Below are 26,735 nucleotides of genomic sequence, written 5' to 3'. Positions count from 1 at the left end.
GGCGATCGGCCGTCTCCGCACCCGCCGGAGCGCGCTACGGTGGCCTTACACCGGCCAAGGGGACGCCGCGCGACGGGCGGGAACGGAGCTGCCGGCATGAAGGACCTCGACGGGCAGACGGTGGTGCTGGTCGGCGGCAGCGCCGGCATCGGGTTCGAGACGGCGCGGCTGGCGCGTGCCGAAGGCGCCGAGGTCGTGCTCACCGGCCGGGATCCGGCCAAGCTCGAGCGGGCGGCCGAGACGCTGGGCGCCCGCAGCACCGCCGCGTTCGACGCCGCCGACGCGCGGTCCGTCGCGCAGTTCTTCGGGACCCTGCCCGGCCCGATCGACCACGTGCTCGTCACCGCGGGCGGCCCGCGCTACGGGCCGCTGCTGGGGATGACCGCCGAGGAAGTGCGGACGGCGGTCAGCGACCACATCGTCGTCTCGCTCGAGGTCGCGCGGCACGCCGCGCCGAAGATGCGGGCCGGCGGCACGCTGCTGCTGATGGGCGGCACCGGCGGCCGGCGGATCGGGCACGGGCTCGGCATCGTCTCGGCGGCGACCGCCGCGCTGCCGCCGTTCACCGCGGCCCTCGCGCTCGAACTCGCGCCCGTGCGCGTCAACCTGATCGCCGCCGGCTTCGTCGACACGCCGCTTTCGGCGTCGCTGCTCGGCGACAAGCTCGACGAACGCCGGGCCGAGCTGCGCGCCACGCTGCCGATCGGCCGCGTGGTCGGGCCCGCCGACGTCGCCGCGCTGGCGGTCCACCTCATGACCAACACGGCGCTCACGGGTGCGACGTACGACATCGACGGCGGCCAGCAGTTCGTCTCCTGAGCGCGCCTCAGCCGAGGGCCGCGACCAGGTCGGCCACCCGGTGGTGCGCTTCGAGCGGGTGCCGCAGCCGTCCTTCCGGGTGGATCGTGTAGTGGTTGCGCCGGCCCACGCGCTCGCGTTCGACGTAGCCGCCCGCGATCAGGTCCGCGAGGATCAGCTGCACGCCGCGCTCGGTGATGCCGACGCGCTCGGCGATGTCGTGCAGCTTCCGGTCCGGGTCGGCGGCCAGGCACAGCAGGACGTGCGCGTGGTTGCTCAGGAACGTCCACGAAGCCATGCGGGCAGCCTAGCCGTCCACACTTGACAGACGAAGCGCAGTTCGTCATTCTGGAGTGGACGGAGGGGAGTACCCGCCCGGTCCGGCATCGTCAATCCGGCTGCCCTGGCGCAGACCCGGTGCCGGCGCCACCTGTCCCAGGTGGCCGGGAAGACCTCCGGTTCGCCACCGAACCGGAGGACTGTGCTGTGACCGTCCCGATCTGGGCCTGGGCCGCTGTGCTCGGCGTCATCCTGCTCATGCTCGCGGTCGACCTCGTCGCCCACCGCAAGGCCCACGTCGTCGGCGTCCGCGAGGCGCTGGCGTGGTCCGGTGTCTGGGTCGCCCTGGGCGTCGCGTTCGGCGTCGTCGTCTGGTGGGTCTGGGGCGCGGAGTTCGCGGGCCAGTACTTCGCCGGGTACGTGATCGAGAAGTCCTTGGCCGTCGACAACGTCTTCGTGTTCGCGATCATCTTCGGCTACTTCGCCGTGCCGCGGGAACACCAGCACCGCGTCCTGTTCTACGGCGTCATCGGCGCTCTCGTGTTCCGGGCGGTGTTCATCGCCGCCGGCTCCGCGCTGCTCGCGAGCTTCGCCTGGGTCCTCTACGTGTTCGGCGCTTTCCTGGTGCTGACCGGGATCCGGATGGCGCTGCACCGCTCGGAGGCGGTGGACTACGACCGGAACGTCGTCCTGCGCGTGTTCCGCAAGGTCCCGTCGACCGACGTCCACCACGGCAAGAAGTTCCTCGTCCGCGAAGCCGGCCGCTGGGTGGCGACGCCCCTGCTCGCGGTGCTGGTGCTGATCGAGGTCACCGACGTCGTCTTCGCGGTCGACTCGATCCCGGCGATCTTCGCCGTGACGCAGGAACCGTTCCTGGTGTTCACGTCGAACGCCTTCGCCATCCTCGGCCTGCGGGCGCTGTACTTCCTGCTCGCCGACCTCATGCACCGCTTCGTCCACCTCAAGCTCGGCCTGGCGCTGGTGCTGGTCTGGGTCGGCGTGAAGATGCTGCTGCTGGAGGTCTGGAAGATCCCGACGGCGCTGTCGCTGGGCGTGGTCGGCCTGATCCTCGCGACGGCCGTGGCCGCGAGCCTGCTCCGGACGCGCGCGGACGTCACGTCGCGCGCAGCACCGCCGCGCCGGTGACGAGGTCGGCCGCCAGGTCCGCCAGCGCTCGCCGGCCGGCGGCGAGCGCGTACGGCACCGTGCGCACGCTTAGGTGGTGCTCGCCCGCGAAGGCCAGGAACTCCCGCGCGTCTTCGCGGGTGTTCGCCGTGACGCTGCGGATCTGGCGTTCCTGGAACAGGTGCCTCTGGTAGTTCAGGGCGGGCACGTCGGAGAGGTGGATGCCCGCGACGGCGAGCGTGCCGCCGCGGTCGAGCGCCGCCAGCGCGGGCGGCACCAGGGCACCGGCCGGGGCGAACAGGATCGCCGAGTCCAGCGGCTCCGGCGGCGGCCCGTCCTGGGCGGACGCCGCCCCGAGGTCGAGCGCCAGCTGCCGGGCTTCGGCGCTGCGGGTGACCACGTGCACCGTCGCCCCGCGCGCGATCGCCACCTGGGCCGTCAGGTGCGCGCTGCCGCCGAAGCCGTAGATGCCGAGCCTCCCGCCCTCGGGCAGCCCGGCCCGCACGAGCGCGCGGTAGCCGATCAGCCCGGCGCACAGCAGCGGCGCGAGCTCGTCGTCGGAATAGCCGCCCGGCAACGAAAGCGCGTACGCGGCCGGGACGACGGCGTACTCGGCGTACCCGCCGTCCGCGTCCCAGCCCGTGTAGCGCGAGTCCGGGCACAGGTTTTCCCGTCCCCGCAGGCAATACCGGCACTTCCCGCACGTGGATCGCAGCCACGCGATGCCGGCCCGATCGCCCACGGCGAACCCGGTGACGTCGTCGCCCAGCGCGACCACCTCGCCGACGACCTCGTGCCCCGGCGTCACCCCGGGCCGGTGCACGGGCAGGTCGCCTTCGGTCACGTGCAGGTCCGTCCGGCACACCCCGCACACCAGGACCCGCACCAGCAGCTCGCCGGCGCCGGGCCGCGGCACGGGCACGCGCGCCCACTCGAGCGGGCCCGAAGCGATCGGCCCGGGCCGGGTGACGCGCCAAGCGTGCATTTCCGTCGCGGTCATGCGGCCAGCATCCCGCACGATCAGCCGTCGGCAAGGCGCTGGATGGTGGCGGCCAGCCAGGCCTCGAGCGCCGCGGGATCGCCGAGTTCGGCCCGCAGGACGCGGCGCCGGGTCGAGACGCCGAGCACGAAGGCGTCGATCGCGGCCGCCCGGTCGCGGGCTTCCGCGTCGTCCAGACCGCTTTCGCACAGGTACCGGTGCAGGGGTTCCAGCGAGTTCGTGTCGAGGAAGGCGGCGAGGGCCTCGGCCGCCTCGGGGCGTTCCCCGGACGCGCGTTGCAGCACCAGCAACGGGTCCTCCCCCGGCTCGCCGGTCCAGCGCCGGACGATGCTCGCCGCGAGCCGGGCGCCCAGCGCGGACCGGTCGCCGTCGAAGGAGTCCGCGACCGGGATCTCGACCCGGGCCGCGGCCAGGAAAAGCCCGTCCTTGCCGCCGAAGTAGCGCGTGATGAGGTTGGGCGACACCCCGGCCGCGTCGGCCACGCCCTTGACCGTGATCGCCGTGTACCCGTGCCGGGCGAACTGGCGTTTCGCCTGCTCCAGGATCCGCTGCCGGGTGGCCGCCGCGTCGCGCGCAATCATGTGTACGAGCATACACATGATGTGTATCGTCGTACACATGACGGACGGACTACGGGAACGACTCCGGCGGACCAGACGGGTCGCGCTCCCCTGGAGCGACGACGCGACCCGCGGCATCACCGGCACCCGCCTCGACGAGCTCCTCGACCACTGGGCCGGCGGCTACGACTGGGCCACCCACGAATGCCGGATCGGCGCGCTTCCCTGGGCGACCGTGCCGGTGGGCGGCACCGAACTACGCGTGATCCACCAGCGATCCAGGGATCCCCGGGCTCCGGTCGTCGTGCTGCTGCACGGCTGGCCGGACTCGGTGCTGCGGTTCGAGCGCGTCCTGCCGCTGCTCACGGACCTGCACGTGGTCGTGCCCGCACTGCCGGGCTTCCCGTTCGCGGCACCACTGACCGCGCCCGGCATGTCGGCCGGCCGGATCGCGGAGCTCGTCGCCGGCGCGCTCGCCGAACTCGGCTACCCGCGCTACACGCTGTCGGGCGGTGACGTGGGCGGCACCGTCGCGGAAGTCCTCGCCGGCGCCCACCCCGAGCGGGTGGTGGCCCTGCACCTGACCAACGTCGCTCCGCAGCGCGCGCTCACGGCCGACCCGGCGGCGCTCACCCCCGACGCCGCGGCCTACCTGGCCCGGTCGGCGCAGTGGTTCCGGGCAGAGGGCGGGTACATCGCCGCGCAGTCGACGCGGCCGAACACCCTCGCCGTCGCGCTCGGCGACTCCCCCGCGGGCCTCGCCGCGTGGCTCGCCGAGAAGCTCGATTCCTGGTCCGACGGACCGGCGTTCACCCCGGACGAACTGCTCACCTGGATCACCGCCTACTGGGTCAGCGGCACGATCGGCACGTCGTTCACCACCTACACCGAGCCGGTCACCCTCCCCGCCCGGATCGGCACGCCGACCGTGCTTTCCGTGTTCCCGCACGACCTCAAGCCCGAACCGCGGAGCTACGCCGAGGCGTTCCTGAACCTCCGCGACTACGTGACGCACCCGGCCGGCGGCCACTTCGCCGCCTGGGAACAACCCGAGGCCTACGCCGCCGACGTCCACCGCGCGGTCGAGCTCGGCTGAAGCCTCACAGCACCGCGAGCCGGTCCAGCAGGCGCTCGGCCTCCTTGATCTCCGCGCTGAGCGGGTGGTCTTCCCGGATGTGCGGCAGGCCGCCGTCGGCGAGGCGGAACGCTTCCCGCAGTGGCGTGTCCGGCAGCCTCGCGTCCGCCATCCGCAGGGCGCGCACCGCGCCGAGCAGCTCGCACGCCAGCACCGTCCGGTACGCGGCGGTGGCCACGACGGTGCTGCGGACCGCGTGCGTCGAGAAGCTCGCGTGGTCCTCCAGACCGCGGGAGATCACGGCCGTGCCGAGCGTGACCGGGGCGGCCGCGTGGCGCAGCGTGCCCAGGGCGTCGTGCGCGACGTACTCGAGGATCATGATGCCCGAGCTGCCCGCCGGGCCCTCGGCCAGGAACGGCGGCAGGCCGCTCAGGTCCGGCTCCACGAGGTCGCCGAGCCGCGCGGTCGACAGCTCCGCGACGTGGTGCAGCGCCGCGCGCAGCTGGTCGAACGCCAGCGCGACGTGGGCCGTCGAGAACTGGCCGTGGTGGTAGGCCTGCTCGGTCCCGACGTCGATCAGCGGGTTCTCCGCGGCGGCGTTGAGGTCGATGGCCAGCACCCGTTCGACGGCCGCCGCCGCGTCCAGTGCCGGGCCCTGCACCTGGGGAAAAGCCCGCAGCCCGAACGGATCCTGCAGCCGGCGCCCCTCCGCGACACCGGTGAGCAGGCGGCGCAGTTCCGCGGCGCACCGGACGGCGCCCGGGTGCGGCCGCGCGGCGTGGACGCGCTCCGAGTACGCCTCGGCCGAGCCGCCGAGCGCGCAGAACGTCAGCGCGGTGACGACGTGGCTCGCGGCGAGCAGCCGGCTCAGGTCGTGCCAGGCCAGCACGGCCTCGCCGAGGGTGGCGGCGTTGCTGGAGATGAACGCGAGCGCGTCGCCCGGGCTGATCGCGACCGGGTCGAGGTCGCCCGCCGCCCACGGCAGCTCGCCCGCGAGGGTCAGGGCGATCTCGGCGAGCTGGGCGAGGTCGCCGGTGCCGATGGCCCCGCGCGCGTGGACGTGCGGGAGCGCGCCGACGCGCAACGCCGTCTGCAGCACTTCCAGCAGCCGCGGGTGCACGCCGCTGCCGCCGGCGGCGAGCTGGTTGAGGCGGATCGCCATGATCGCGCGCACGGCGTCGTCGGGCAGTGGCTCGCCGGTCCCGCCCGCGTGGCTGCGCAGCAGGCGCAGGCCGTGGTGGTCGGCCGACTCCGGGTCGACGACGGTGTGCCGGTTCGCGCCGACCCCGGTCGTCCGGCCGTAGACCGCGCGCTTGGCGCCCAGCTCCACGGCCAGCTGGTAGCTCGACTCGGCCCGCTTCACCGCGTCGGGGCCGAGTTCGGTCGACGCGCTGCGCCGGGCCACGCGCACCACGTCGGCGCACCGGAGCCCGGTCCCGGTGATCTCGATGCGGTTCGTGTCGGTCATCGCCACCTCTCTTGACAAGTTTTCATTCATTCCTAAGGTGACATGAAACTGCTCATTCACACAAGGACGGAGGCCCGGGTGTCCCGGTCGCTGCACGAACTGCTCACCGCCCACCGGCTGACCCCGGCGCAGCGGCGCATCGCCAGCTACCTGACCGACCACGCGGCCGAGGCCGCGGCGCTCACCAGCGCCGAGCTCGCCGAGTACGCCCAGGTCAGCCAGCCGTCGGTCACCCGGTTCGTCGCGTTGCTCGGCTTCGACGGGTACGCCGGGTTCCGCCGCTACCTGCGCGAGGCGGCGGCCGAACCCGAACCCGAGTGCGGCGGCAACAAGTTCCAGGACGCCATCGACGCCGACGTCCGGAACCTGACGGCGCTGCGGGCGCAGCTGGCCGACGACACCCGGCTGCGGACGATCGCGGCCGGGCTGATGGACTCCGTTCCGCTCGTCGTGACCGGCTACCGCGTCTCCTCGGCGCAGGCGGCGTCCTTTGCTTACCTGGCCACGAAAATCCACCCGGACGTCCGGCTGCTGGCCGACTCCGGCAGCGTCTTCGGCGACTCCCTGCGCCACGCCCACCGGTGCGGCGCGCGGTCCCTGGTCCTGGTCGCACTCCCCCGCTACCCACGGGAGAGCCTGGCCGCCCTCGAAGACGCCCGCGCGCTGGGGCTGCGCACGCTCCTCATCACGGACCGGCCCGTCTCGGCGTTGACCCCCCGCGCCGACGACGTGCTGAGCGCGGGTGTCGCGTCGGAGTTCGTGTTCGACTCCCACGCCGCGGTCGTTTCCCTGACCGTGGCACTGGTCGAGGCGATGGCCGACGCGGCCGGCGCCACGGCCCGGCAACGACTGGAAGGCTTCGAAGACTATGCCGCAGAGCACGACCTCTTCGTCCCCGAGTGAGGCGGTGACGGCGTTCGACGACGTCCCGCTCAACCGGTTCCACCTGCGCATCACGGCGTTGACGTTCTGCGCCAACTACTCCGACGGTTACGAGCTGGGCATCATCAGCATCGCCCTGCCGGTGATCGCCTCTTCGCTGGGCTTCGGCGCGGTCTGGGAAGGCCTGCTCGGCGCGTCGGCACTGATCGGGATCTTCCTCGGCAGCGTGCTCGTCGGCTGGGCGGCGGACAAGATCGGCCGCCAGCGGCTCTACACTTGGGACTTCCTGCTGATCGCCGTCGCGTCGGCCGCGGAGTTCTTCGTCCAGGATCCGGTGCAGCTCTTCGTGTTGCGGCTGTTGATCGGCATCGGCATCGGCGCGGACTACGCGCTCGGGCCGACGCTCGTGGCCGAGTTCGTCCCGCGCAGGTATCGCGGCGGGCTGCTCGCGTCCCTGACGGTGTTGTGGACGGTCGGGTACGTCGCGGCGTTCTTCCTGGGCAACTACCTCGTTTCCCTCGGCGGCGACTCGTGGCGCTGGCTGCTGGCGACGAGCTGCGTCCCGGCGATCGCCGTGGTGCTGCTGCGCATCGGCGTCCCGGAGTCCCCGCGCTGGCTGCTCACCCAGGGCCGCCTCGACGAGGCCCGCGCCGTGGTACGGCGGCTGCGCGGCGACGAAACGGCGTTCGGCCGGCTGGTCGCCACGCACCGCCCGGAGCGGCGCGCCCGCTACCGGGAGCTGTTCGGCCGGAAGTACCGGCGTGCCACGGCGTTCGGCGCGATCTTCTACAACGCGCAGGTCATCCCGTACTTCGCGATCTACACGTTCCTGCCGCTGGTGCTGCTCAAGATCGGCATCGGCGAGGAGGACACGACCAGCGACGGCCTGCTGAACCTGTTCCTGCTCCTGGGCAGCCTCGGTGGCCTGTGGCTGGTCGCGAAGATGACCCGCCGCGGCCTGACGATCTGGTCGTTCGCGGTGCTGATCGCGTCGATGGCCCCGATGGCGGTCTGGCCGGACGCCCCGACGGCCCTGCTGTTCCCGCTGTTCCTGGTCTTCACGTTCACCATGTCGGCGGCGGTCAACCTCGACCAGGTGTACCCGCCGGAGCTGTTCCCGACGGACCTGCGCAGCTCGGGTGTCGGGCTGCTGAACGGCTTGAGCCGCGTGGGCTCGGCGATCGGCACGTTCCTGCTCCCGCTGGCCCTGGACGGAATCGGCTTCTCCCCGACGATGCTGATCCTGACCCTGGTCCTCGTCGTGGGGCTGGTGGTGTCGGTCCTGTGGGCCCCGGAGACGAAGAACTCGATGCTGGACTGACCCTTCAGGAGGGCCGGTTGGTCTCGGGGATCTCGATGCTGATCGGCTTTCCCTCCGACAGGAACAGCAGTGCCGCCTGGCGGAGGAACTCGTCGAAGGTCCAGTACGCCGCCGGGGCCAGGGGGAACGGCAGCAGTCCTTCGCGGACCGCGACGAACGGGCCCCAGGACGTGCTCAGCAGCGGGTCCCAGACCGGTTCGCGCGGGATGCGCAGCCAGCCTGCGATCCGATCACCCAGCACGTACCGCGTGAACGCGCCCAGGACGTGCGTGCTCAGCACGCCACCGTCCACTGTGGACCCGAGGTTGAGCAGGATGCGGGCCAGCTCGATGCCCTCGTCCGTCGGGGCCAGGATCGGCGTGAGGACCTGGTCGGCCTGCGCGTCGGCTTCCGCCCAGGACGCCGGGATGTATTCGTCCACCACGCCGAGCATGTGCGCCGTCAGCTGCCAGGAGTGCAGGTACGCCTCGGACTCCGCGCGCGGGATCGGGATCTCCCACGCGACCAGCTTCCGCATCACGGTCGTGGGCAGGCTGTGCCAGGTGACGAGCAGGTCCCGCTGGCTGATCGGCACCGCCTGGTCGGCCGTGCCCGTCCACTGCGGCGACCGCGGCAGGAGGTGGCGCACGGCGGCGTGCACCAGCCGCGTCTTGACGCACGTCACGATCATCTCGCCGTCGGGGTCGAAGGCGTTGCGCGTCATGATGTCGTAGCCGAGCTTGGCGGTCTTGGAGATACGGTCCTTCATGGCCGCGCCGCCCTTGGAGTAGTACACCGCGCGGGCCTCGTGCGGGATGACCGTGCTGATCATGCCGCTCGCCAGGCCGTACAACAGGCCGAGGTAGAGCCCGCGCTTCTCGGTGAACGCGAACGACGTGGCCAGCTTGCCCGGGTCGGCCCACGACGGCAGCTGCCGCGCCCGTTCGACGAAGTCGTGCACGTCCGCGGGCAGCCCGTCCGGCAGGGGCTGGCCGTTCGTCTTCCACGTCCGCAGCAGCGCGTTGACCTTCGGCACGTCGCCGCGGTCGATGACGGCCGCGAGCAGCGGGTCGGCCTCGGGGTCCCACACCCACCGGGGATCCGCGCCCGCCCCGACGCGGGCGACCGATGCCTCCGCCGGCCACGTCCACAACGCCGGCGACGCCACCGTCACCGCGCCCAGGATGCCCAGCGCCCCACCGCGCTTCAACGCGAGCCGGCGACTGACTTCGTCCTTGGCCATCGCTTCTCCTCCCGGAGCTGAGATCACCGTGATACTCTGATACGCGATCTGGCACTCTGTATCAGACCATGCCGGGGCGCCGGTCACAAGACCTAAGCTGACAGGATCAGGAGGTGGCTGTGGAACCCGCGGCGTCGCCGTTCACCGCCGCGCCCGGCGCGGAATCCCTGCTGGCGCGCGCCTACACCGACGCGCTCGAGCAGGTCGACGACGCGGACCGGATCCGCGTCCGGGTGCTCGACGCGGCCTACGAGCAGTTCTGCCGGATGGGCATCCAGCGCTCCACGATGGAAGACGTCGCCAAGCGCGCCGGGCTCTCGCGCATCACGGTCTACCGGCGGTTCGCCACGAAGGACACGCTCGTCGAACACGTGGTGCGCCGGGAGTACCGCCGCTACTTCGACCGGTTCCTCGTCGAGATCAAGCAGGCCGAGACGGTCGCCGATCGGGTGGTGCTCGGCTTCGTCAGCTCGCTGCGCGCCATCCGCGGCAACCCGCTGATCGGCGGGCTCATCGCCGCGGAACCGGGCCTGCTCGCGTCGTCCATGATCACCGACGACGGGCGGACCCTCGCGACCGTGCGGGAGTTCGTGGCCGGCCAGCTCCGGCAGGAGCAGCACGCCGGGACGGTGCCGGCCGCGCTCGACCCTGACGTCGTGGCCGAGCTGATGGTCCGGCTGTCCGCATCGTTCCTGGCGATCCCGAGCCACGTCATCGACCTCGACGACGACGAGCAGCTGGCCACCCTCGCGCGCCGCTACCTCGTGCCCATGCTCGAAGCCTGACCGCGGCCCGGCCGGTCGATCTGCGGGATGCCTGCTGCGCTCCCCATCGGCAAGACCCACGGCTGATGACCAGCTGTAACGGATCACCCGTTCGGTCGATACACCGTTCGTGTCCGGGACGCCCGGACCCTTCACGAACGGACTCCGATGCCTCGTCTTCACCTGGCGGCACTCGTCGCTGTCGCCGCTCTCTGCGCGGCCTGCTCCAGCACTTCCGGCACCACCGCGCCGGCCGCCGACACCTCGTCCGCCGCCGCCGCGCCGTCGTCGACCGCCGCGCCCGCCGGCCTCGACGCCGCCAAGGTCGGCCAGGCCGTCGCCGACGCCGCCAAGAAGGCCTCCGCCGTGCACGTCCGGGGCACCATCACCCAGGAAGGCACCATCAACCTGGACCTGCAGCTCAACCAGGACAGCGCGAGCGGCACCGTGGTCAAGGACGGCATCGAGATCCCGGTGCTGCGCGTCGGCGACAAGTACTACTTCCGCTTCACCGACTCGCTGATCAAGGAAGCCGGCGTGCCCTCCAGCGCGGCCAAGCTCCTCAAGGACAAGTGGGTGCCCTCGACCGCCAAGATCGGGGCCGGCATCGGCGAGGCCTTCAAGGAGTTCATGGACTACAAGACGTTCACCGACAACACGGTCGGGCAGCTGGCCACGACGACCTTCACCGAAGGCCAGCCGGCCGGCGTGACGGCCCAGACCTACAGCAGCTCGGAGGGCACCGCCACGGTGTCCACCACCGAGCCGCACTACCTGCTGCGCATCGTGCAGCCCAAGACCGGCACGATCGACTTCGCCGACTGGGACAAGCCGGCGCCGGTCAAGGAGCCCGCGAAGGCGGACATCTACTCGGGCCCCGGCGCCTGACACCGGCGGAACGGCGAGCCCGGCTCCGGGCTCGCCGTTTTTCTCGCTGGATTCTGTACCTACTGGTATGTACAGTACCGGCATGGACACCCGGGACCAGCTCGTCGACAGCACGCGGGAGCTGCTGTGGGAACGCGGCTACGTCGGCACCAGCCCCAAGGCCATCCAGCAGCGCGCCGGCGCCGGCCAGGGCAGCATGTACCACCACTTCAGCGGCAAGCGGGAGCTCGCCCTGGCAGCCGTGCGGCGCAGCGCGGAAGAGCTGCTGGCCGCGGCCGAAGCCCAGCTGGGCCGGCCCGGGACCGCCGTCGAGCGGATCACCGCGTACCTGCGCCGCGAGCGCGAAGTGCTGCGGGGGTGCCCCATCGGCCGGCTCACCCAGGACCCGGAGGTCGTCGCCGACCCCGAACTGCGCGCACCCGTCGACGAGACGCTCACCCGGCTCCAGGCCCGCCTCGCCGAGGTCCTCGACGACGGCCGGGCCGCGGGTGAGCTGCCCGCGGACCTCGACCCCGCGGCCTTGGCCGCCACTGTCGTGGCCGTCCTGCAGGGCGGCTACGTGCTGGCTCGCGCCGCGAACTCCCCCGAACCGTTCGACCGGGCCGTTTCCGGTGTCCTCGCCCTGCTCGTCACCCACTGAGGAGTCCTTCGTGCCCGTCCGCCCCAGCACCCCCGCACCCGCCGGCGCGGTCACCGGCAGCGCGTGGATCACCTCGCTCGCCGTCCCGTCCGGGCCGTCGCGCACCCGGGTCGACCGCGTGCAGTTCGCGCCGGGCGCCCGCACGCGCTGGCACCGGCACCCGCTCGGCCAGGTCCTCGTCGTCACCGAAGGCACCGGGTACGTCCAGTGCCGCGGCGGTGCGGCCCGGCTGGTCCGGGCCGGCGACACGGTCCGCGTCGCCGCCGGCGAGTGGCACTGGCACGGCGCCACCGACACCACCGCGATGACGCACCTGGCCATCGAAGAAATCCCCGAAGACGGCACGGGGACCGAGCTCGGCGAGCCGGTGGCCGGCGCCGAACCCGCCCCCGTCCCCACCCCGCCCGTCACGCGGACGCTGGTCATGGCGCAGCAGCTCCCGGCACCGCGCCTGGTCGACCACGTCGAGATCCGCCGCATCACCATCGCCCCGGACCAAGGCTCCGGCCTGCACGTCCACAATGGACCGGTGTTCGGCAGCATCGAGACCGGTTCGGCCGTCTTCCAGATCGAGGGCGAACCCGAGGCGGTGCTCACCCCCGGCGACGTCTTCTACGAACCGGAAGCGGCCCGGATCGCCCGCTTCGACGCCCAGGAAGAGGGCGTCACGTTCCTCGCCCACTTCCCCGCCGGACCGGGCGAGACCCCGCGCCTGGACCCGCTCGAAAGCTAGCTGTGCCACGATGGCCGCATGGCCACCGGTTACGACGGTTTCGCCGAGGCTTACACGGCCGAGAACGAAACCAGCCTGATGAACGCGTACTACGAGCGGCCGGCGACCTTGGACCTCGCCGGGGACGTGGCCGGGCGGCGGATCCTCGACGCCGGCTGCGGCTCGGGCCTGCTGGCCGCGCAGCTGCGCTCCCGGGGCGCGGTCGTGAGCGGCTTCGACAGCAGCGCGGGGATGCTGGCCCAGGCCCGGCAGCGGCTCGGCGAGGACGCGGACCTGCGGGTCGCCGACCTGGCCGAGCCCCTGCCCTTCGCCGACGGCTCGTTCGACGACGTCGTGGCGTCCCTGGTGCTGCACTACCTGCGGGACTGGACGCCGCCGCTCGCCGAACTGCGGCGGGTGCTGCGGGCCGGCGGGCGGCTCATCGTGTCGGTCGACCACCCGTTCGCGATCAACCTCCTGCACCGCGCGGCCGGGCCCCGGCCCGACTACTTCGCGACCTACGAGTGGACCGAGGACTGGACGATGGGCGGCCGGCGCGTTCCGATGGCCTTCTGGCACCGGCCCCTGCACGCGATGACCGACGCCTTCACCGCGGCCGGCTTCGGGATCGCCGTCATCAGGGAACCCCGGCCGGTGCCGGCCGCCCAGGAGCGCTATCCCGAGGACTTCCCGATCCTCGACACCTTCCCGAGCTTCGTCCACTTCGTCCTCGAGGCCCGTTGAGATGACCGGGAAAGGCGTGCTCGTGACCGGCGGTTCGCGCGGCATCGGCCGGGCCACCGCCCGGGCGTTCGCGGCCCGCGGCTACCGCGTGGCGGTCCACTACGGCACGCGCCGCGAGGACGCCGAAACGACGTTGGGCGAGCTGGCGGGGTCCGGCCACACGTGCCTGCCCGGCGACCTGGGCGACCCGGCCGCAGCGCGGCGGGTCGCCGACGAGGCGGTCGCGGCGCTCGGCCGGGTCGACGTCCTGGTCAACAACGCCGCCCAGGCCCCGACCGAGCGGACCCGGCACGCCGTCGCCGAAGTCGGCTACGACCGGTGGGTGGAGGTCTGGCGGCGGACCGTCGAGGTCAACCTCCTCGGCGCCGCGAACGTCACCTGGGCGGTGGCGCAGCACCTGATCGAGGCGGGCCGGCCGGGCAGCATCGTGAACGTCGGCTCGCGTGGCGCGTTCCGCGGCGAACCCGAGCACCCGGCCTACGGGGCGAGCAAGGCGGCGCTGCAGGCGTTCGGCCAGTCGATGGCGATCGCCTTGGCGCCGCACGGGATTTCGGTGACGTCGGTCGCGCCGGGGTTCATCGCGACCGAACGCCAGGAGCAGGCCCTCGCCGGCCCGCGCGGCGACGGGCTGCGGGAGCAGAGCCCGTTCGGCCGGGTCGGCACGGCCGAGGACGTCGCGGCGGCGATCGTCCACCTCGCCTCGCCGGAGGCGGCGTGGAGCTCCGGCGCCGTCCTCGACGTCAACGGCGCGTCCCACCTGCGCTGAACCAGCTGCGGCCGCACCGGGAATCCCGGCACGGCCGCAGCGTCCTCCCCCGGGCGTGATCATCGGGGGCGCCCGCCGTCGCGGGCAACCCTTTCGAGCACCGTCGAAACCCGGGTCAGCACAGCGTGCGGAACGGCGCGCCTTCGACGTACTGGTCCCACTCCTGCGGCGTCAGCGCCGGGCCGGCCAGCTCGCAGATCCGCGCCGCGGCTGCTTCCGGGCTGGTCTGCCAGAACCGGACCGCCTTGTCCTCGCTGCCCGTCGCCAGCTCGCCGCCGCCCGGGGCGAACGCGAGCGCCGCCGCGAGGCCGGTGTGGCCGGCGAACGTCGCCGTCGGGGCCGGGTCGCGGGGGTCGGCCAGGTCCCACAGGCGGGCCGAGCCGTCCACGGCCACGGTCGCGACCTGCCGGCCGTCCGGGCTGAACGCCACCCGCTGCACCGAGCTCGCCTGGGTGAGCACGGCCAGCGCCGCCGGCTGCGGACCCGTGACGTCCCAGAGCCGGACCGTGTGGTCGTCGCCGCCGGTCGCCAGCGTGCGGCCGTCCGGGGTGAAGGCGACCGTGTTGATCGCGTTGGCCTGCCAGGGGATCTTCACGCCCTCGCCCGGGTGGGCCGGGTCGTGGACGTCCCACAGGCGGGCGCTGTAGTCGTCGCTCGCGCTGGCCAGCCGCCGCCCGTCCGGCGCGAACGCGAGCCCCCGGATGATGTTGTTGTGCCCGGCCAGCCGCGCCAGCGGCGCCGGGAGGCGCGGGTCCGCGATCGACCAGAGGCCGATCACCTGGCTGTCGCCGCCGACGGCCAGTTCGCGGCCGGACGGGGCGAACGCGAGGGCCTCGAGCTGCTTGTCGCCGGGGGTGAACGTCGCCAGCGGGGCGAGCCCGGCCGTGCTCCACAGCCGGACGGCGCCGTCCTCCCCCGCGGCCGCGAGCAGGGTGCCGTCGGGGCTGAACCCGACCGCGCGGACCGGCGCGTTCCCGGCGGGCAGCCGCGTGAACGTGGTGCCGTCACGCAGTTCCACCGTGCCGTCCTCCTCGCCGAGCGCGAGGGTGCCGGTGCCCGGGCGGTACGCGAGCGAGTCGACACCGGCGGCGCGGGAGAACATCGGCGGCGGCAGGCGCCAGAGCCAGAGCCCGCCGACGTCGTCGCCGGTCACGAGCAGCCGCCCGCCGTCGGCGAACGCCGCGCCGCGGGCGGGCGCGGGGACGTGCAGCGTGGTGATCGCCGTGCCGCCGACGTCCCACAGCCGGACGGTCTGGTCGTCGCCGACCGCGGCGATGGTCCGGCCGTCCGGGCCGAACGTGAAGTGGTGCACGGACATGGTGTCCTCGGCCAGCGGGCCGGTCCGGACGAGGTGCGCCGGCCCGGCCGGGGCCCAGAGATCGGCCGTGTGGTCGTCACTGGCGACGACGGCGTGGCCGTCCGGGCCGAACGCGACCGACCGGACCGCGGCAAGCTTCGTGGCCAGGACGACGCCGGTGCGGGCCGGACCGGTCAGGTCCCACAGCCGGGCCGTGAAGTCCTCGCCGCCGCTGAGCAGCACCCGCGCGTGCGGCGCGAACGCCAAGCCGGCGACCTTGCCGGTGTGCCCGGTCAGGACGCCGAGCGCGGCGGGCTTCGCGGGATCGGTGGTGTCCCACACCGAGATCGTCCCGTCGGCGCGGCCCAGGGCGAGCACCTTGCCGTCGTCCCCGAACGCGGCGGATTCGACCGGCGGGCCGTCCGGAACGGACCCCAGCGCGACCGGCTGCGCGCCCAGCCGCCACAGCCGGGTGCTCCCGGACTCGCCGGTCTTCGCCAGCAGCGTGCCCGCGAGCGCGAGCGTCGTGAGCTGCTCCGGACCGGGGATGGTCGCGACCGGGGCGAGCGTGTCGCCGGCGGTCACGGACCAGACGCGGGCCGAGCCGTCCTCCCCCGTCGTGACGACCGTCCGGCCGTCCGGGGTCGTGACGATCTTCGTGATCGACCCCGGCTGCCCGGCCAGCTGCCGCACCGGCGTGGACCCGGAGGACGCGAGCACGGCGCTGCGGGCCTCCGGGGTGTCGGCGATCCGGTAGGCGGCCAGGCTGAGGCGGGTCGCGAGGGCCGGGTCGGTGGAGCGCAGGTCGCCCGCCTGCCCGGCGACCGCGCGGGAGATCGCCAGGTCGCGCTGGCGGGTCGCGGCGCCGCCCTGTTCGACGGCGACGACCGTGGCGGTGACCGCGAGCAGCGTCATCGCGGTGAGCCCGGCGACGAGCCGCCGCAGCCGCCGGGTCCGCCGCCGGGCGGCGAGCCGGCCGGCGTCCTCCTCGGCGCGGGCGGCGGCCAGGAAGTCGTGTTCGACCTCGCCGAGCCGGGACCGGTGCCCGGCCGCCCAGCCGGACGTGAGCTCCAGCCGGGCGCCGCGGTAGAGCAGGCCCGGGTCGCGCCGCTCGCGGTCCCAGGCTTCGGCGGCCTCGCGCAGCTGCTGGTGCAGCCGGAGGCCGGAGCGGTCGGACTCGATCCAGTCGTGCAGCCGCGGCCAGGCGTGCAGCAGCGCTTCGTGCGCGATCGTCACGGTCTCGCCGTCGACGGTCAGCAGGCGGGCGGCGGCGAACGCCTCGACGGCGGTCTCGACGTGGCCGGGGTCGGGCAGCTGCCTCCCCAGCGCGGCGCGCCCGGCCGGGCGGCGGGAGTCCTGCTCCTGCTCGCCGACGCGCACCAGGTGCAGCAGCAACGCGCGCGCCGCGTCCCGGGCCTCGGCGGGCAGCTCGGCGTAGGCGCGCTCGGCGGTCTCGGCGACGGCGTTGCCGATGCCGCCGGTCCGGCGGTACCCCGCGACGGTGAGCGTGGTGCCTTCGCGTTCCTGCCAGGTCGCCAGCAGGGCGTGGGAAAGCAGCGGCAGCGAACCCGGCCCGACCTCGGCGAGCAGGACGTCGACGAGGCCCGGTTCCAGCGTCAGCCCGGCCAGCTCGGCGGGCCGGGAGATCGCGGCGCGCAGCTGCGTCCCGGTCATCGGGCCGACCGTGACCTGGTTGCCGCGCAACGCTTCGAGCAGGTCCGGGTAGGCCAGGCAGCGGTCGTAGAAGTCGGCGCGCAACGCGAGCACGACGAGCGCGCGGCCGGTCGCGGCGATCCCGGCGAGCGCGCGGACGAACGCGGCACGTTCGCTTTCGTCCGGGCAGAGGGTGAACAGCTCTTCGAACTGGTCGACGACGAGCACGATCCGCTCGGCCGGGGTCGTGGGCACGGTGCCGGCGCGGCGGGCGAGCTCGGCGCCGGGGTCCGCGGTCGGCGTCATCGTCAGCACGGGCCAGCCCGCCGACCCGGGCAGGGCGTCGCGGGCCAGTGCCGGCAGCAGGGCCGCATGCACCAGGGACGACTTGCCGACGCCCGAGGGCCCGACCAGCACGGCCGGTTTGCCGTTGCGCAGGGCGCCGGCGACCGCGCCGAGGATCTCCCCGGTCGTCTCCTCACGCCCGAAGAACCACTGCGCGTCGGCCTCTTCGAAGGCGGCCAGGCCGCGGTACGGGCAGACGTCGGCGCGCGGCGGGCCGGGCACGGCCGCCAGCAGGCGCACGAGGTGGCCCCCGGCGTCGAGGACGTCGTCGAGGCGGCCGGCCAGCTCGGCGGACGCCGGCTTCGCGCCGTTCTCGATCTTGCTCAGGTAGCCCTTGCTGTAGTGCGTGATCTCGGCGAGCCGGGCGAGGGAAAGGCCCCGCGCGGTGCGGATGCGCCGCAGTTCGCGGCCGAAGGGCGCCCGGATGTCCTGCTCAGCCACGATTCCCTGTCCAGCCTCGACGACGTTCCCGCCGCCGAACCGCGGCCGGCCAAGGCTAGCGGAGCCCGCGATCAGGACATCCGCGGCGGCGAGTGTCACTCAGCTCTCAACGGCTCCTTTGCGCTGGTCGGACCGGGTTTCCCGACGTCGCCGGCCAAGAGGCAACCCCGGGGATCTTCTCCGCCGTCGGTGCCGCCTCCATGATCGGACAGCCGCCGCCGATGCCCGAGCCGTCTCGCGGCGTTCCCGAAAGGTGCCCACCGACCATGCCGCTGCGCATCCGCTTCGCCACCGCGGACCTGACCCGGCTCACCCTCGCCCCGCGTCCCGACCCGCTGTGGGAGCTGCTGCTCAGCCTGCACGCGCTGCAGAGCCGGGCCGCCGACCCCCGGCTGGACCGCTGGCGCGCCGGCGTCACGATCGACGCGAAGACCCGGGCGCTGTTCCGGCTCGCGCCCCCGCGCGGCTACTCCCCCGACTTCCTGACGCCGGCCGAAACGGCGACGGGGTTCGAAGCGGGTCTCGACGCGGTGCTGCGGACCCCGGCGACCCGGCTCTCGGGTGAGCTGGCCCAGCTGACCGGCCGCCCGGCGCCGCCGTCCTGGGCCACCCGCCTCGCTTGCGGTGACCGGCACGAACTCGGCGAACTGGGCCGCGGCCTGGCCGAGTACCACCGGCGGACGCTGCGGCCGTACTGGACGCGGGTCGAGAAGGTCGTCGACGACGAGGTCGCCGCGCGCACCCGGGTGCTGGCGACCCGCGGCACCGACGGGCTGCTGGCGTCCCTGCACCCGGCGATCACCTGGCGCGATCAGGTCCTCGAGCTGGCCGGCGACCACGTCCAGGGCGACCTCGACCTCGCCGGCCGCGGGCTCCGGCTGATCCCGGCCTACTTCTGCCGGCACGCCCCGACGGTGCTGGCCGACCCCGGCCTCCCACCGGTCCTGGTCTACCCCGCCGAGGTCCGCGCGGCGCCGGCACCCGCGTCCCCGGCCGCGCTGCCCGATCCGGCGGCGCTGGCCGACCTCCTGGGCGCGACGCGGGCGACGGTGCTGCGCGTGCTCGCCGAGGGCTGCACGACGACCGAGCTGGGCCGGCGGACCGGGATCACGACGTCGGCCGCGAGCTACCACGCGTCGATCCTGCGCTCCTCCGGCCTGGTGTCGAGCGAGCGCCGCGGCGGCGCGGTCCTGCACCGGCTGACGGTGCTGGGCGCGGATCTGCTGGGCCGCCGCGAGGCCCGCTCCTGAACGAGCGGTGCCTCCGGCACGGGGGGTGTGCCGGAGGCATCGCGGGTTACGGCCGGTGCCAGTAGAGCCCGACGTTCAAGCCGCCGCTGAACTGGAAGCAGTCGGCCGTGTCGTACTTGCTGTGGTCGAAGTTCCGGTTCCTCGGGTCGGCGCGGCAGTTCGAATAGGTCCAGAACCAGTCGACGTAGTCCCAGCAGTTGTGCTGCTGGCCCGACTGTTCGCATTCGTTCGGCGTGGTCAGCACCGACGCCGGTTTCGCGACGGGCGCGATTTCCGCGGCCGACGCCGTCCCCGCCGTCACCGTGCCCAGCAGCGCCATCGCCGCCAGGCCCGCCCCCGCGGTTTTCGCGAATGTGAAACGCATTCTGCTCCCCTTTTCCGTCCGGAACCCGGTTCCCTCCGAACCGGGTTCCATGATCGAGAGTGGGGTGCGGGAAGGGGGCGGGGCAAGGCCTTTCGAAGCTCGTCGAAAGGTACCGCTCAGCGGGCCCGGGACCGCCGCAGCCGGTAAAGCGTGATCGCGACGAGAACGAGTACCGCGGCTTCGGCCAAGACGCTCAGCAATGCCTCCGGCGCGGGCTGGAAACCACGTTCGGAAAAGCCGAACAACCCCGTCGTCCGCGAAAGCACGAAGCCCGCCAGCGCCCCCGCCGCCAGCGCGGCCGCCGCCAGCCGCAGCAGGACCGGACCACCCAACGCCACCAGCACGGCCACCGCGAACGCCGCGGACGCCTGAAGGAGGAACGACGGCCCGATCACCGGGATCACGCGGTAGCCACCGACGTACAGCTGCGCGTGGAGATAGCCGCTCACCGCGAGGCACACCGCCGTCGCGAGGCGGAGGACGGTGTTCATGCCAGCTTCACGTCCTTCACCGCCAGGCCCGGCCCGCCCGGGCGGTAGGACACCTCGCGGATGCCGAGCGCGTCCTTGAGCTTGCCCGCGGGCAGGGTCACCGGCGTCGGCGCCGGCCGCGATCCCGGCTGGGGCAACGGGTACGCGGTCGTCGTCGCGCTGTGGAAGGTGATGTTCCCTTCGGTCTTCGTGAACAGCTGGTGCACGTGCCCGTTGAGGCAGGTCACCGACGAGAACCGCCGCAGGTACGAAAGCGCCTGGGTCGCGTCGTCGGTGCCCCAGCCCCACGCCGGGTACATCGCGAACAACGGGATGTGGCTGAACACCACGATCGGCGTGTCCGAGCCGAGCTTCGCGACGTCCTTGCGCACGAACTCCAGCTGGTCCGGCCCGAGGTGGCCGAGCTTCTCCAGGCTCAGCGTGTTCACCAGCGCGATGAAGTGGAGGCCCTTGACGTCGAAGCTGTACCAGCCGTCGCCCGCGGTGCCCGCGCCGAACGCCTTGCGGTACTTCTGGCCGGAGTCGTCGATCGAGTCGTGCTCGCCGGGCACCGTGGACACGTGCCCGGTGTCGAGGGTGCCCATCATCTGCTTGACCTGGTCGAACTGGGCGGCCGTCGAAAGGTGCGTCAGGTCGCCGGTGTGCATGACGAAGTCCGGGCGGCGGCCGAGCGCGTTGATCTGCGTGATGGCCTCGGAAAACGACGACTCGACGGCGGTGTTCGCGGGCCCGGTGAAGCCGAGGTGGCTGTCGCTGACCTGGACGAACCGCAGCGCGTTCGGGTCGTCGTCGGCGGCCGCGTCGCCCGGCGTGGCGATCCGGCTGATGACCTCGCCGCCGGCGACGGTCAGCACCACGGCGGCACCGAACCACGCCGTGTGGCGCAGGAGCTGGCGCCGGGTCATGCCTTCCAGGCCGTGGTCGTCTTCGGTCACGGGGTCACCGTCACGGTCGCGGTCATGAACGGGTGGATGGTGCACAGGTACTCGAACGTGCCGGGCGTGCCGAAGGTGTACTGGTAGGACTGTCCGGTTTGGAGGGTCGGCGACCGCAGCGGGCCGCCGGATCCCGTGCTGGTGACGGTGTGCGCGTCCTGGTCCTGGTTGGTCCAGGTGACGGTGGTGCCCTTCTTCACCGTCGTCGCGGCGGGCGCGAAGGCGAAGTCCTTGATGGCCACGGCGTTCGCCGTCGAGTTCGCGGCGGAGGTCGGCGACGGCGGCGTCATCCCGGGCATCGACGTCATGGGCGCGGCGGGCGGCGACGCGGCACAGGCCGTCAACGTCAGCGCGGCCGCGGTGACGAGCAGGAAGTGTTTCACCCCAACGGATTTCCTCATGCCAGGAATACGCCCGGGGGTTACGCTCCCTCCGGCGGCACCAGGACCTCGACGACCCCGCCCGCCTCGCGCACCACCAGGTGCGGCAGCGGCGGCGGGGTCACCGGCAGCTGGTGCATGAGGACCGCGCCGTCGACGGCGAACGACGTCCGGTGGCACGGGCAGTCCAGCCGCCGCGCCGGCGCGTCCAGGTTCAGCCGGCAGCCGAGGTGCGTGCACGTCGCCGACACCGCGCGCACCTGCCCGCCGGAGCGCTGCACGAACCCGGCGATGGCCCCGAAGTCGAACGGCAGCACCCCGCCCTCGGGCAGGTCGTGCGCCGCCACGACGGCGCGCCACTGGCCGTTCTCCGGCCGCAGGGTTTCCTCTTCCGGAGGCGCGGCGGCCGGTTCGGCTCCGGACGTCACCAGGTACTCGACGCCCGCGCCGGCCGCGGCCGCCACCGCGGCGGCCGAGGACACCTGGATGAACCGGCGGCGGGTGCCGCCCCGCACGGGAGCCGGGTCCCCGAGCTCCTGGGCGAGCCTGCGGTGCAGCGCGGCGACGAACTCCTCGCCCGCGGCCGCGCCCCCGGGCCGGGCGGCGCGCAGCAGCACCGCGGTCCGCAGCTCGGCCTCGTCGCCGGGACCGGCTTCGAACGGGCGCGGCCGGCGCCGGCGCAGGAGGTCCTTGACGAACCGGCGGACGCCTCGAGTGCTCACGTCTCCATCCCTTCCGCCAGCTGGGCCGCCTGGCGCAACGCGCGGTGCTGCAGCACCTTCGCGTTGCCGACGGTGGTGCCCAGCTCGGCCGCCGCCTCCTTCAACGAGCAGGCCTGCAGGAACCGCAGGCGCAGGATCCGGCCGTAGCGCTCGGGCAGCTGCGCGAGGATCGCCTCGGCGCGGGCGAGCACGCCCGGGTCCACGGTGTCCGCCTCGAACGCGGCGACGTCGCGCTCCTCGTCCAGGGTCGTGATCTCCCGGCCGAGCGTGCGCCGCCAGTGCCCGGCCAGCACGGTCCGCGCGGTGGCCAGCAGGTAGGCCCGCACCTCGCCCACGCTCGCCGAGACCCGAAGCGGCCGCAACGCCGTCAGGAAGACCTCCGTGGTGAGGTCCTCCGCGTCGGGCCGGTTGCCGACCTTCGAGAACATCAGCCGGAACACGCGGTCGACGTTGTCGCGGTAGACCGCCTCCCAGTCCGGGTAGACGTCCGCGCCGACCGCGTGCAGCCGCGCACGGGGCGCGTCGCCCGCTTCGTCCTGTTCGGCGCGTCTGCGCCGGAACCGCTGTGCCACCGGCACCGCCCGCCTTCTCCCCACCGGTCTCTTCCCGCCACCAAGGGGATAAGGGTTGGGGTTACGCCGTAACTCGGAACCGTATCGATGAACGGAGTTTCCGACGACCCGGGGAGCGAAATGACCACATCGATGTCACGCCGGCAGCTGCTCGTCACCAGCGGGGCGGCCGCCGCCGTGCTCGCCACCACCGGCCTGCCGGGGCCCGCGGCCGCCGCGGTGACGCCGATCCGGCCGGGCGGTGCGGACGTCGTGCTCGCCTGGAACCGCGAGCTGCTGGCCATCGTGCGCACGCCCGGCCTCCAGCCCGCGACCGTGCACCCGACGCGCGGCTTCGCGCTGCTGCACGCCGCGATCCACGACGCCGTCGTCGCGACGACCGGCACCGGGCACCCCTCCCTGTTCACCCTCGACGTCCGGGGCCCGGCGGCTCCGGAAGCGGCGGCGGCGCAGGCCGCGCACGACGTCCTGGCCGCGCTCTACCCGACCCGGTCGGCGGAGCTGGCGGCCCTGCTGGCCGGGCAGCTGACCGCCGTGCCACCGGCGGCCCGCGACGGCGGCGTGCGGGCCGGGCGGCTGGTGGCCCGGCTCCTGCTGGGCCTGCGCGCGGACGACGGCTCCGCGGCGACCCCGCCGGTGCTGACGCCGGGCACGGCACCCGGCCAGTACCGGCCGACGCCACCCGCGTTCGCGCCCGCGGTGTTCACCCACTGGCCCGCCGTGACGCCGTTCGTGCTCGACCGGGCCGGGCAGTTCCGGCCTGGTCCGTACCCCGCCCTGGACGGCCCTCGGTACGCGAGAGCGCTGAACGAGGTCGCCGCGATTGGCCGGGACGCGAGCACCACGCGCACCGCGGACCAGACCGTGCAGGCGAGGTTCTGGGCGGCGCCGATCTGGAACTACTGGAACGAGATCGCGCAGTCGGTCGTCGCCGGTTCGCGCAGCAGCCTGCTCGTCGCGGCCCGGGTGTTCGCGCGGCTGAACCTCACCTTCGCCGATGCCGTGATCGCGTTCTACGAGGCGAAGTACCACTACCGGATCTGGCGGCCGATCACCGCGGTCCGGCTCGCCGCCGACGACGGGAACCCGGCGACGGACGCGGTCCCGGACTGGTCGAGCCTCGCCACCACGCCGGCGGATCCGGCGTACCCCGGCGCGCACAGCGTCGTCTCGCAGGCGGGCGCGCTGGTCCTGCGGCAGGAGTACGGGCCGCGGTGGGCACTGGAGGTCACGTCCGAGGCGCTGCCGGGCGTGGTCCGGCGGTTCGGCACGTTCCAGGACGCGGCCGACGAAGCCGGGTTGAGCCGCATCGCCGCGGGCGTCCACACGCGGCTCGACCACGAGGCCGGCCGCCAGTTGGGCCTCGACGTCGCGGCGTTCGTCCTGCACTCCTGAAGCCTTCGCGGCTGAGGACGCCCGTCCTCAGCCGCGCAGCCGGGCGAAGAACTCGTCCAGCTGCGCCAGCTGCCGTTCCGGCGTCGCTTCCCGGGGCGAAAGCACGCCGAGGATCTGCAGCCCCATGAGCATCGCGAGCAGCTCGTCCACGACCGCGTCGACGCTCGGCGGCTCGGCGATCTCACCGCCCGCCGCGGCCTCCGCGAGGCGGGCGCTCATCTCGACGCGCCAGTGGTTCACGAAGCCCGCGTGCAGCTCGGCCTTCTCCGGGGAGTTCAGGGCCTGCTGCCAGAAGGTGATGGCCAGCCGCGCTTCCGTGAGGCGTTCTTCGTCCAGCGGCATGATCTCCAGGCACAGCGTGCGGAGCCCGGCCAGCCCGCGGCGGTCGCCCTCCACCTTGTCGGCGCGGGTGTTCGTCGCTTCGAAGATGTGCCGGAAGGCGGCGGTGAGGACGGCGTCCTTGTTCGGGAAGTAGTAGAGCAGGGCGCCGTTCGCGAAGCCGGCCGCCTCGGCGATGCGCCGGGTGGTCACCGACTGGATGCCTTCTTCGGCGACCAGCTTCCACACCACGCCGATGATCTCCCGACGGCGCGCGTCGTGATCGACAACCTTGGGCACGCGTGCTCTCTTTCCGCCGGCGGCTCGACTCCCCCAGCCTAGGCCGTGACCCAGCCGTTACTGGCGAGGCGCTTTATTTTGTACAGGTGTTCAGTATAGTTGCGCCACGCGCTCAAGGAGGACGCCGATGCCGCAGCATCCGCTCGCCCCGGTGACAGCCGAAGAGATCCGCACCGTCCGCCGGACGGCCGAGCAGGCCGGGCTGGCCGCCGACAGCACCCGGTTCGTCTACATCGGACTCGAAGAACCCCCGAAGGCGGACGTGCTCGCCGGCACCGCGGACCGCCGGTTCCGCGCCCTGTTGCTCGATCTGGCGACGCAGGTCTCCCGCGACGTCGTCGTCGACGTGGTCGCCGGGGAAGTCGTCTCCGCCACCGAGCTCGACACCGCGACCAGCGGCCAGCTGCCCGTGCTGGACGAGGAGTTCGAGCTCGTCGAGCAGGTGCTGGCCACCGACGAGCGCTGGCTCGCCGCGCTCGAGGCGCGCGGGCTGGCGGTCGAGAACGTCCGCGTGGCACCGCTTTCGGCGGGCGTCTACGCCGGCGAGTACCCGGAGGAGTCCGGCCGGCGGATCCTGCGCGGCCTGGCCTTCCTGCAGGAGAGGAAAACCGACTCCGCGTGGGCGCACCCGATCGACGGTCTCGTCGCCTACGTCGACACGCTGAACCGGGTGGTCGACCAGGTCATCGACAGCGGGCCCGTGCCCGTGCCGCGTGAATCCGGCAACTTCGACGATCCGGCCGTCACCGGGCCGCCGCGCACGACGCAGAAGCCGATCGAGATCACCCAGCCCGAGGGGTCGAGCCTGCACCTCGACGGCAACCTCCTCACCTGGGAGAAGTGGTCGCTGCGCGTCGGCTTCGACGCGCGAGAAGGCCTGGTGCTGCACCAGATCGGCTTCGACGAGGGCGACGGCGTCCGCCCGGTGGTCCACCGCGCGTCGATCGCCGAAATGGTGGTGCCGTACGCGGACCCGGCGCCGGTGCGGTCGTGGCAGAACTACTTCGACACCGGCGAATACCTGGTCGGCCGGTACGCGAACGCGCTGGAGCTCGGCTGCGACTGCCTCGGCGAGATCACCTACCTGGACGCCGTGATCGCCGACGAACGCGGCGAACCCAAGACGCTCCCGAACGCCATCTGCATCCACGAAGAGGACTTCGGGATCCTGTGGAAGCACACGGACCTGTGGTCCGGCTCGGCCCAGACGCGCCGCCAGCGCCGGCTGGTCGTGTCGTTCTTCACGACGGTCGGCAACTACGACTACGGCTTCTACTGGTACTTCTCCCTCGACGGCACGATCGCGTTCGAGGCCAAGGCGACGGGCGTCGTCTTCACGTCGGCCCACGACGGCGGCGACTACCCGTACGCGTCGCAGATCGCCCCCGGGCTCGGCGCGCCGCTGCACCAGCACCTGTTCAGCGCCCGGCTCGACATGACCGTCGACGGCGTGCGCAACCGCGTCGAGGAGGTCGACGTCGCCCGGGTGCCGATCGGGCCGGACAACCCGCGCGGTAACGCGTTCACCACCCGCACCACGGTTCTAGCAAAGGAGTCCGAAGCCCGGCGCGACGCCGATCCCGCCCGCAACCGCGTGTGGCACATCGTCAACCCCGGCCGCGAGAACCGGCTCGGCCGGCCGGTGGCCTACGCGCTGGTCCCCGAAGGCCTCCCGACCCTGCTGGCCGACCCGGGCTCGTCGATCGCGCACCGGGCCGGGTTCGCCACGAAACACCTGTGGGTGACGCGTTACGACCCGGCCGAGCGGTATTCGGCGGGCGACTTCGTCAACCAGCACGCGGGCGGCGCCGGTCTCCCCGCCTACGCGGCCCAGGACCGGCCGCTGGACGGCGAGGACATCGTCGTCTGGCACACCTTCGGCCTCACGCACGTGCCCCGGCCCGAGGACTGGCCGATCATGCCGGTCGACTGCACGGGATTCACCTTGAAGCCGGTGGGGTTCTTCGACCGCAACCCGACGCTGGACGTCCCGCCGTCCGCGGGCCCGCACTGCCACCGCTGACCATG

Annotated in this window: 26 protein-coding genes and 1 pseudogene; 14 read left to right on the top strand and 13 right to left on the bottom strand. The window is 73.2% G+C overall.

Annotated elements, in window-relative coordinates:
* Positions 1 to 96: 96 nt before the first annotated feature.
* A complete protein-coding gene (locus ACWEN0_RS30140) occupies positions 97 to 819 on the top strand; it encodes an SDR family NAD(P)-dependent oxidoreductase (protein ID WP_451980912.1) in 723 nt (240 codons plus the stop codon).
* Between the two features lie 7 nt (positions 820 to 826).
* Here the strand turns inward: ACWEN0_RS30140 and ACWEN0_RS30135 are convergent, their stop codons facing one another.
* Positions 827 to 1,096, bottom strand: a complete 270-nt coding sequence (locus ACWEN0_RS30135; protein WP_451980909.1) for a helix-turn-helix transcriptional regulator — start codon at positions 1,094 to 1,096, stop codon at positions 827 to 829.
* A gap of 188 nt (positions 1,097 to 1,284) precedes the next feature.
* Between ACWEN0_RS30135 and ACWEN0_RS30130 the strand changes: the two genes are divergently transcribed.
* Positions 1,285 to 2,223, top strand: a complete 939-nt coding sequence (locus ACWEN0_RS30130; protein WP_451980906.1) for a TerC family protein — start codon at positions 1,285 to 1,287, stop codon at positions 2,221 to 2,223.
* Here the strand turns inward: ACWEN0_RS30130 and ACWEN0_RS30125 are convergent.
* A complete protein-coding gene (locus tag ACWEN0_RS30125) occupies positions 2,192 to 3,187 on the bottom strand; it encodes a zinc-binding alcohol dehydrogenase family protein (RefSeq protein ID WP_451981543.1) in 996 nt (331 codons plus the stop codon). The two genes, ACWEN0_RS30130 and ACWEN0_RS30125, sit on opposite strands and share 32 nt — an antisense overlap.
* A gap of 35 nt (positions 3,188 to 3,222) precedes the next feature.
* Positions 3,223 to 3,783, bottom strand: coding sequence for a TetR/AcrR family transcriptional regulator (locus ACWEN0_RS30120; protein ID WP_451980903.1), 561 nt, complete (start codon positions 3,781 to 3,783; stop codon positions 3,223 to 3,225).
* A 37-nt stretch (positions 3,784 to 3,820) separates the two neighbouring features.
* Between ACWEN0_RS30120 and ACWEN0_RS30115 the strand changes: the two genes are divergently transcribed.
* Positions 3,821 to 4,858, top strand: coding sequence for an epoxide hydrolase family protein (locus ACWEN0_RS30115; protein ID WP_451980900.1), 1,038 nt, complete (start codon positions 3,821 to 3,823; stop codon positions 4,856 to 4,858).
* A 4-nt stretch (positions 4,859 to 4,862) separates the two neighbouring features.
* Here ACWEN0_RS30115 and ACWEN0_RS30110 read toward each other — a convergent pair whose 3' ends face one another.
* Positions 4,863 to 6,305: an aromatic amino acid ammonia-lyase gene (locus tag ACWEN0_RS30110; RefSeq protein WP_451980897.1), complete on the bottom strand. Its 1,443-nt coding sequence runs from the start codon at positions 6,303 to 6,305 to the stop codon at positions 4,863 to 4,865.
* A 42-nt stretch (positions 6,306 to 6,347) separates the two neighbouring features.
* Between ACWEN0_RS30110 and ACWEN0_RS30105 the strand changes: the two genes are divergently transcribed.
* Both ACWEN0_RS30105 and ACWEN0_RS30100 read left to right on the top strand, forming a co-directional pair.
* Positions 6,348 to 7,208, top strand: a complete 861-nt coding sequence (locus ACWEN0_RS30105) for a MurR/RpiR family transcriptional regulator (protein ID WP_451980894.1) — start codon at positions 6,348 to 6,350, stop codon at positions 7,206 to 7,208.
* 4 nt (positions 7,209 to 7,212) lie between these two features.
* Positions 7,213 to 8,508 (top strand): MFS transporter, encoded by a 1,296-nt coding sequence (locus tag ACWEN0_RS30100; RefSeq protein WP_451980891.1) that lies wholly within the window; start codon positions 7,213 to 7,215, stop codon positions 8,506 to 8,508.
* A 4-nt stretch (positions 8,509 to 8,512) separates the two neighbouring features.
* Here ACWEN0_RS30100 and ACWEN0_RS30095 read toward each other — a convergent pair whose 3' ends face one another.
* Positions 8,513 to 9,730 (bottom strand): oxygenase MpaB family protein, encoded by a 1,218-nt coding sequence (locus ACWEN0_RS30095; RefSeq protein WP_451980888.1) that lies wholly within the window; start codon positions 9,728 to 9,730, stop codon positions 8,513 to 8,515.
* A 113-nt stretch (positions 9,731 to 9,843) separates the two neighbouring features.
* Here ACWEN0_RS30095 and ACWEN0_RS30090 point away from each other — a divergent pair, with 113 nt between their 5' ends.
* From ACWEN0_RS30090 to ACWEN0_RS30065, 6 genes are all read left to right on the top strand, one after another.
* On the top strand, positions 9,844 to 10,515 hold the full coding sequence (locus ACWEN0_RS30090) for a TetR/AcrR family transcriptional regulator (protein ID WP_451980885.1): 672 nt from the start codon (positions 9,844 to 9,846) through the stop codon (positions 10,513 to 10,515).
* Positions 10,516 to 10,662: 147 nt separating this feature from the next.
* On the top strand, positions 10,663 to 11,382 hold the full coding sequence (locus ACWEN0_RS30085) for a hypothetical protein (RefSeq protein WP_451980882.1): 720 nt from the start codon (positions 10,663 to 10,665) through the stop codon (positions 11,380 to 11,382).
* A gap of 82 nt (positions 11,383 to 11,464) precedes the next feature.
* Positions 11,465 to 12,022: a TetR/AcrR family transcriptional regulator gene (locus ACWEN0_RS30080; RefSeq protein WP_451980879.1), complete on the top strand. Its 558-nt coding sequence runs from the start codon at positions 11,465 to 11,467 to the stop codon at positions 12,020 to 12,022.
* Positions 12,023 to 12,032: 10 nt separating this feature from the next.
* The gene (locus ACWEN0_RS30075; protein WP_451980876.1) at positions 12,033 to 12,755 is read left to right on the top strand and encodes a cupin domain-containing protein; all 723 of its coding nucleotides are present in this window, start codon (positions 12,033 to 12,035) and stop codon (positions 12,753 to 12,755) included.
* An 18-nt stretch (positions 12,756 to 12,773) separates the two neighbouring features.
* On the top strand, positions 12,774 to 13,478 hold the full coding sequence (locus ACWEN0_RS30070) for a class I SAM-dependent methyltransferase (RefSeq protein WP_451980873.1): 705 nt from the start codon (positions 12,774 to 12,776) through the stop codon (positions 13,476 to 13,478).
* A 1-nt stretch (position 13,479) separates the two neighbouring features.
* The gene (locus ACWEN0_RS30065) at positions 13,480 to 14,244 is read left to right on the top strand and encodes an SDR family NAD(P)-dependent oxidoreductase (RefSeq protein ID WP_451980870.1); all 765 of its coding nucleotides are present in this window, start codon (positions 13,480 to 13,482) and stop codon (positions 14,242 to 14,244) included.
* Between the two features lie 115 nt (positions 14,245 to 14,359).
* Here the strand turns inward: ACWEN0_RS30065 and ACWEN0_RS30060 are convergent, their stop codons facing one another.
* Positions 14,360 to 17,980 carry an nSTAND1 domain-containing NTPase gene (locus ACWEN0_RS30060; RefSeq protein ID WP_451980867.1) on the bottom strand — a complete coding sequence of 1,207 codons (3,621 nt, stop codon included), beginning with the start codon at positions 17,978 to 17,980 and terminating at the stop codon, positions 14,360 to 14,362.
* Positions 17,981 to 18,246: 266 nt separating this feature from the next.
* Here ACWEN0_RS30060 and ACWEN0_RS30055 point away from each other — a divergent pair, with 266 nt between their 5' ends.
* Positions 18,247 to 19,230, top strand: coding sequence for a DUF5937 family protein (locus tag ACWEN0_RS30055; protein WP_451980864.1), 984 nt, complete (start codon positions 18,247 to 18,249; stop codon positions 19,228 to 19,230).
* Positions 19,231 to 19,276: 46 nt separating this feature from the next.
* Here the strand turns inward: ACWEN0_RS30055 and ACWEN0_RS30050 are convergent, their stop codons facing one another.
* The 6 genes from ACWEN0_RS30050 to ACWEN0_RS30025 form a co-directional block, all read right to left on the bottom strand.
* Positions 19,277 to 19,594, bottom strand: a complete 318-nt coding sequence (locus ACWEN0_RS30050) for a hypothetical protein (RefSeq protein WP_451980861.1) — start codon at positions 19,592 to 19,594, stop codon at positions 19,277 to 19,279.
* A gap of 116 nt (positions 19,595 to 19,710) precedes the next feature.
* Entirely contained in the window at positions 19,711 to 20,085 is a 375-nt protein-coding gene (locus tag ACWEN0_RS30045) for a hypothetical protein (RefSeq protein ID WP_451980858.1), read from the bottom strand.
* Positions 20,082 to 21,020, bottom strand: coding sequence for a metallophosphoesterase family protein (locus ACWEN0_RS30040; protein ID WP_451980855.1), 939 nt, complete (start codon positions 21,018 to 21,020; stop codon positions 20,082 to 20,084). The genes ACWEN0_RS30045 and ACWEN0_RS30040 overlap by 4 nt, the downstream gene beginning before the upstream one ends.
* Positions 21,017 to 21,403: a cupredoxin domain-containing protein gene (locus ACWEN0_RS30035; RefSeq protein ID WP_451980852.1), complete on the bottom strand. Its 387-nt coding sequence runs from the start codon at positions 21,401 to 21,403 to the stop codon at positions 21,017 to 21,019. The genes ACWEN0_RS30040 and ACWEN0_RS30035 overlap by 4 nt, the downstream gene beginning before the upstream one ends.
* 38 nt (positions 21,404 to 21,441) lie before the next feature.
* A complete protein-coding gene (locus ACWEN0_RS30030; RefSeq protein WP_451980849.1) occupies positions 21,442 to 22,122 on the bottom strand; it encodes a QcrA and Rieske domain-containing protein in 681 nt (226 codons plus the stop codon).
* Positions 22,119 to 22,700: an RNA polymerase sigma factor gene (locus tag ACWEN0_RS30025; RefSeq protein WP_451980846.1), complete on the bottom strand. Its 582-nt coding sequence runs from the start codon at positions 22,698 to 22,700 to the stop codon at positions 22,119 to 22,121. Before ACWEN0_RS30025 ends, ACWEN0_RS30030 begins: the two co-directional genes overlap by 4 nt.
* 114 nt (positions 22,701 to 22,814) lie before the next feature.
* Here ACWEN0_RS30025 and ACWEN0_RS30020 point away from each other — a divergent pair, with 114 nt between their 5' ends.
* Positions 22,815 to 24,089 (top strand): vanadium-dependent haloperoxidase, encoded by a 1,275-nt coding sequence (locus ACWEN0_RS30020; RefSeq protein ID WP_451980843.1) that lies wholly within the window; start codon positions 22,815 to 22,817, stop codon positions 24,087 to 24,089.
* Positions 24,090 to 24,116: 27 nt separating this feature from the next.
* On the opposite strand, the gene ACWEN0_RS30015 is transcribed toward ACWEN0_RS30020, so the two are convergent.
* Positions 24,117 to 24,707 (bottom strand): TetR/AcrR family transcriptional regulator, encoded by a 591-nt coding sequence (locus ACWEN0_RS30015; protein WP_451980840.1) that lies wholly within the window; start codon positions 24,705 to 24,707, stop codon positions 24,117 to 24,119.
* Between the two features lie 112 nt (positions 24,708 to 24,819).
* On the opposite strand from ACWEN0_RS30015, the pseudogene ACWEN0_RS30010 reads away from it, so the two are divergent.
* Positions 24,820 to 26,730 (top strand): annotated as a pseudogene (locus ACWEN0_RS30010) (primary-amine oxidase); the annotation flags it as partial.
* Positions 26,731 to 26,735: the final 5 nt, after the last annotated feature.

The sequence above is a fragment of the Amycolatopsis sp. NPDC004378 genome (assembly GCF_053602455.1).
This window is presented reverse-complemented; position numbering and strand designations above follow the sequence as displayed.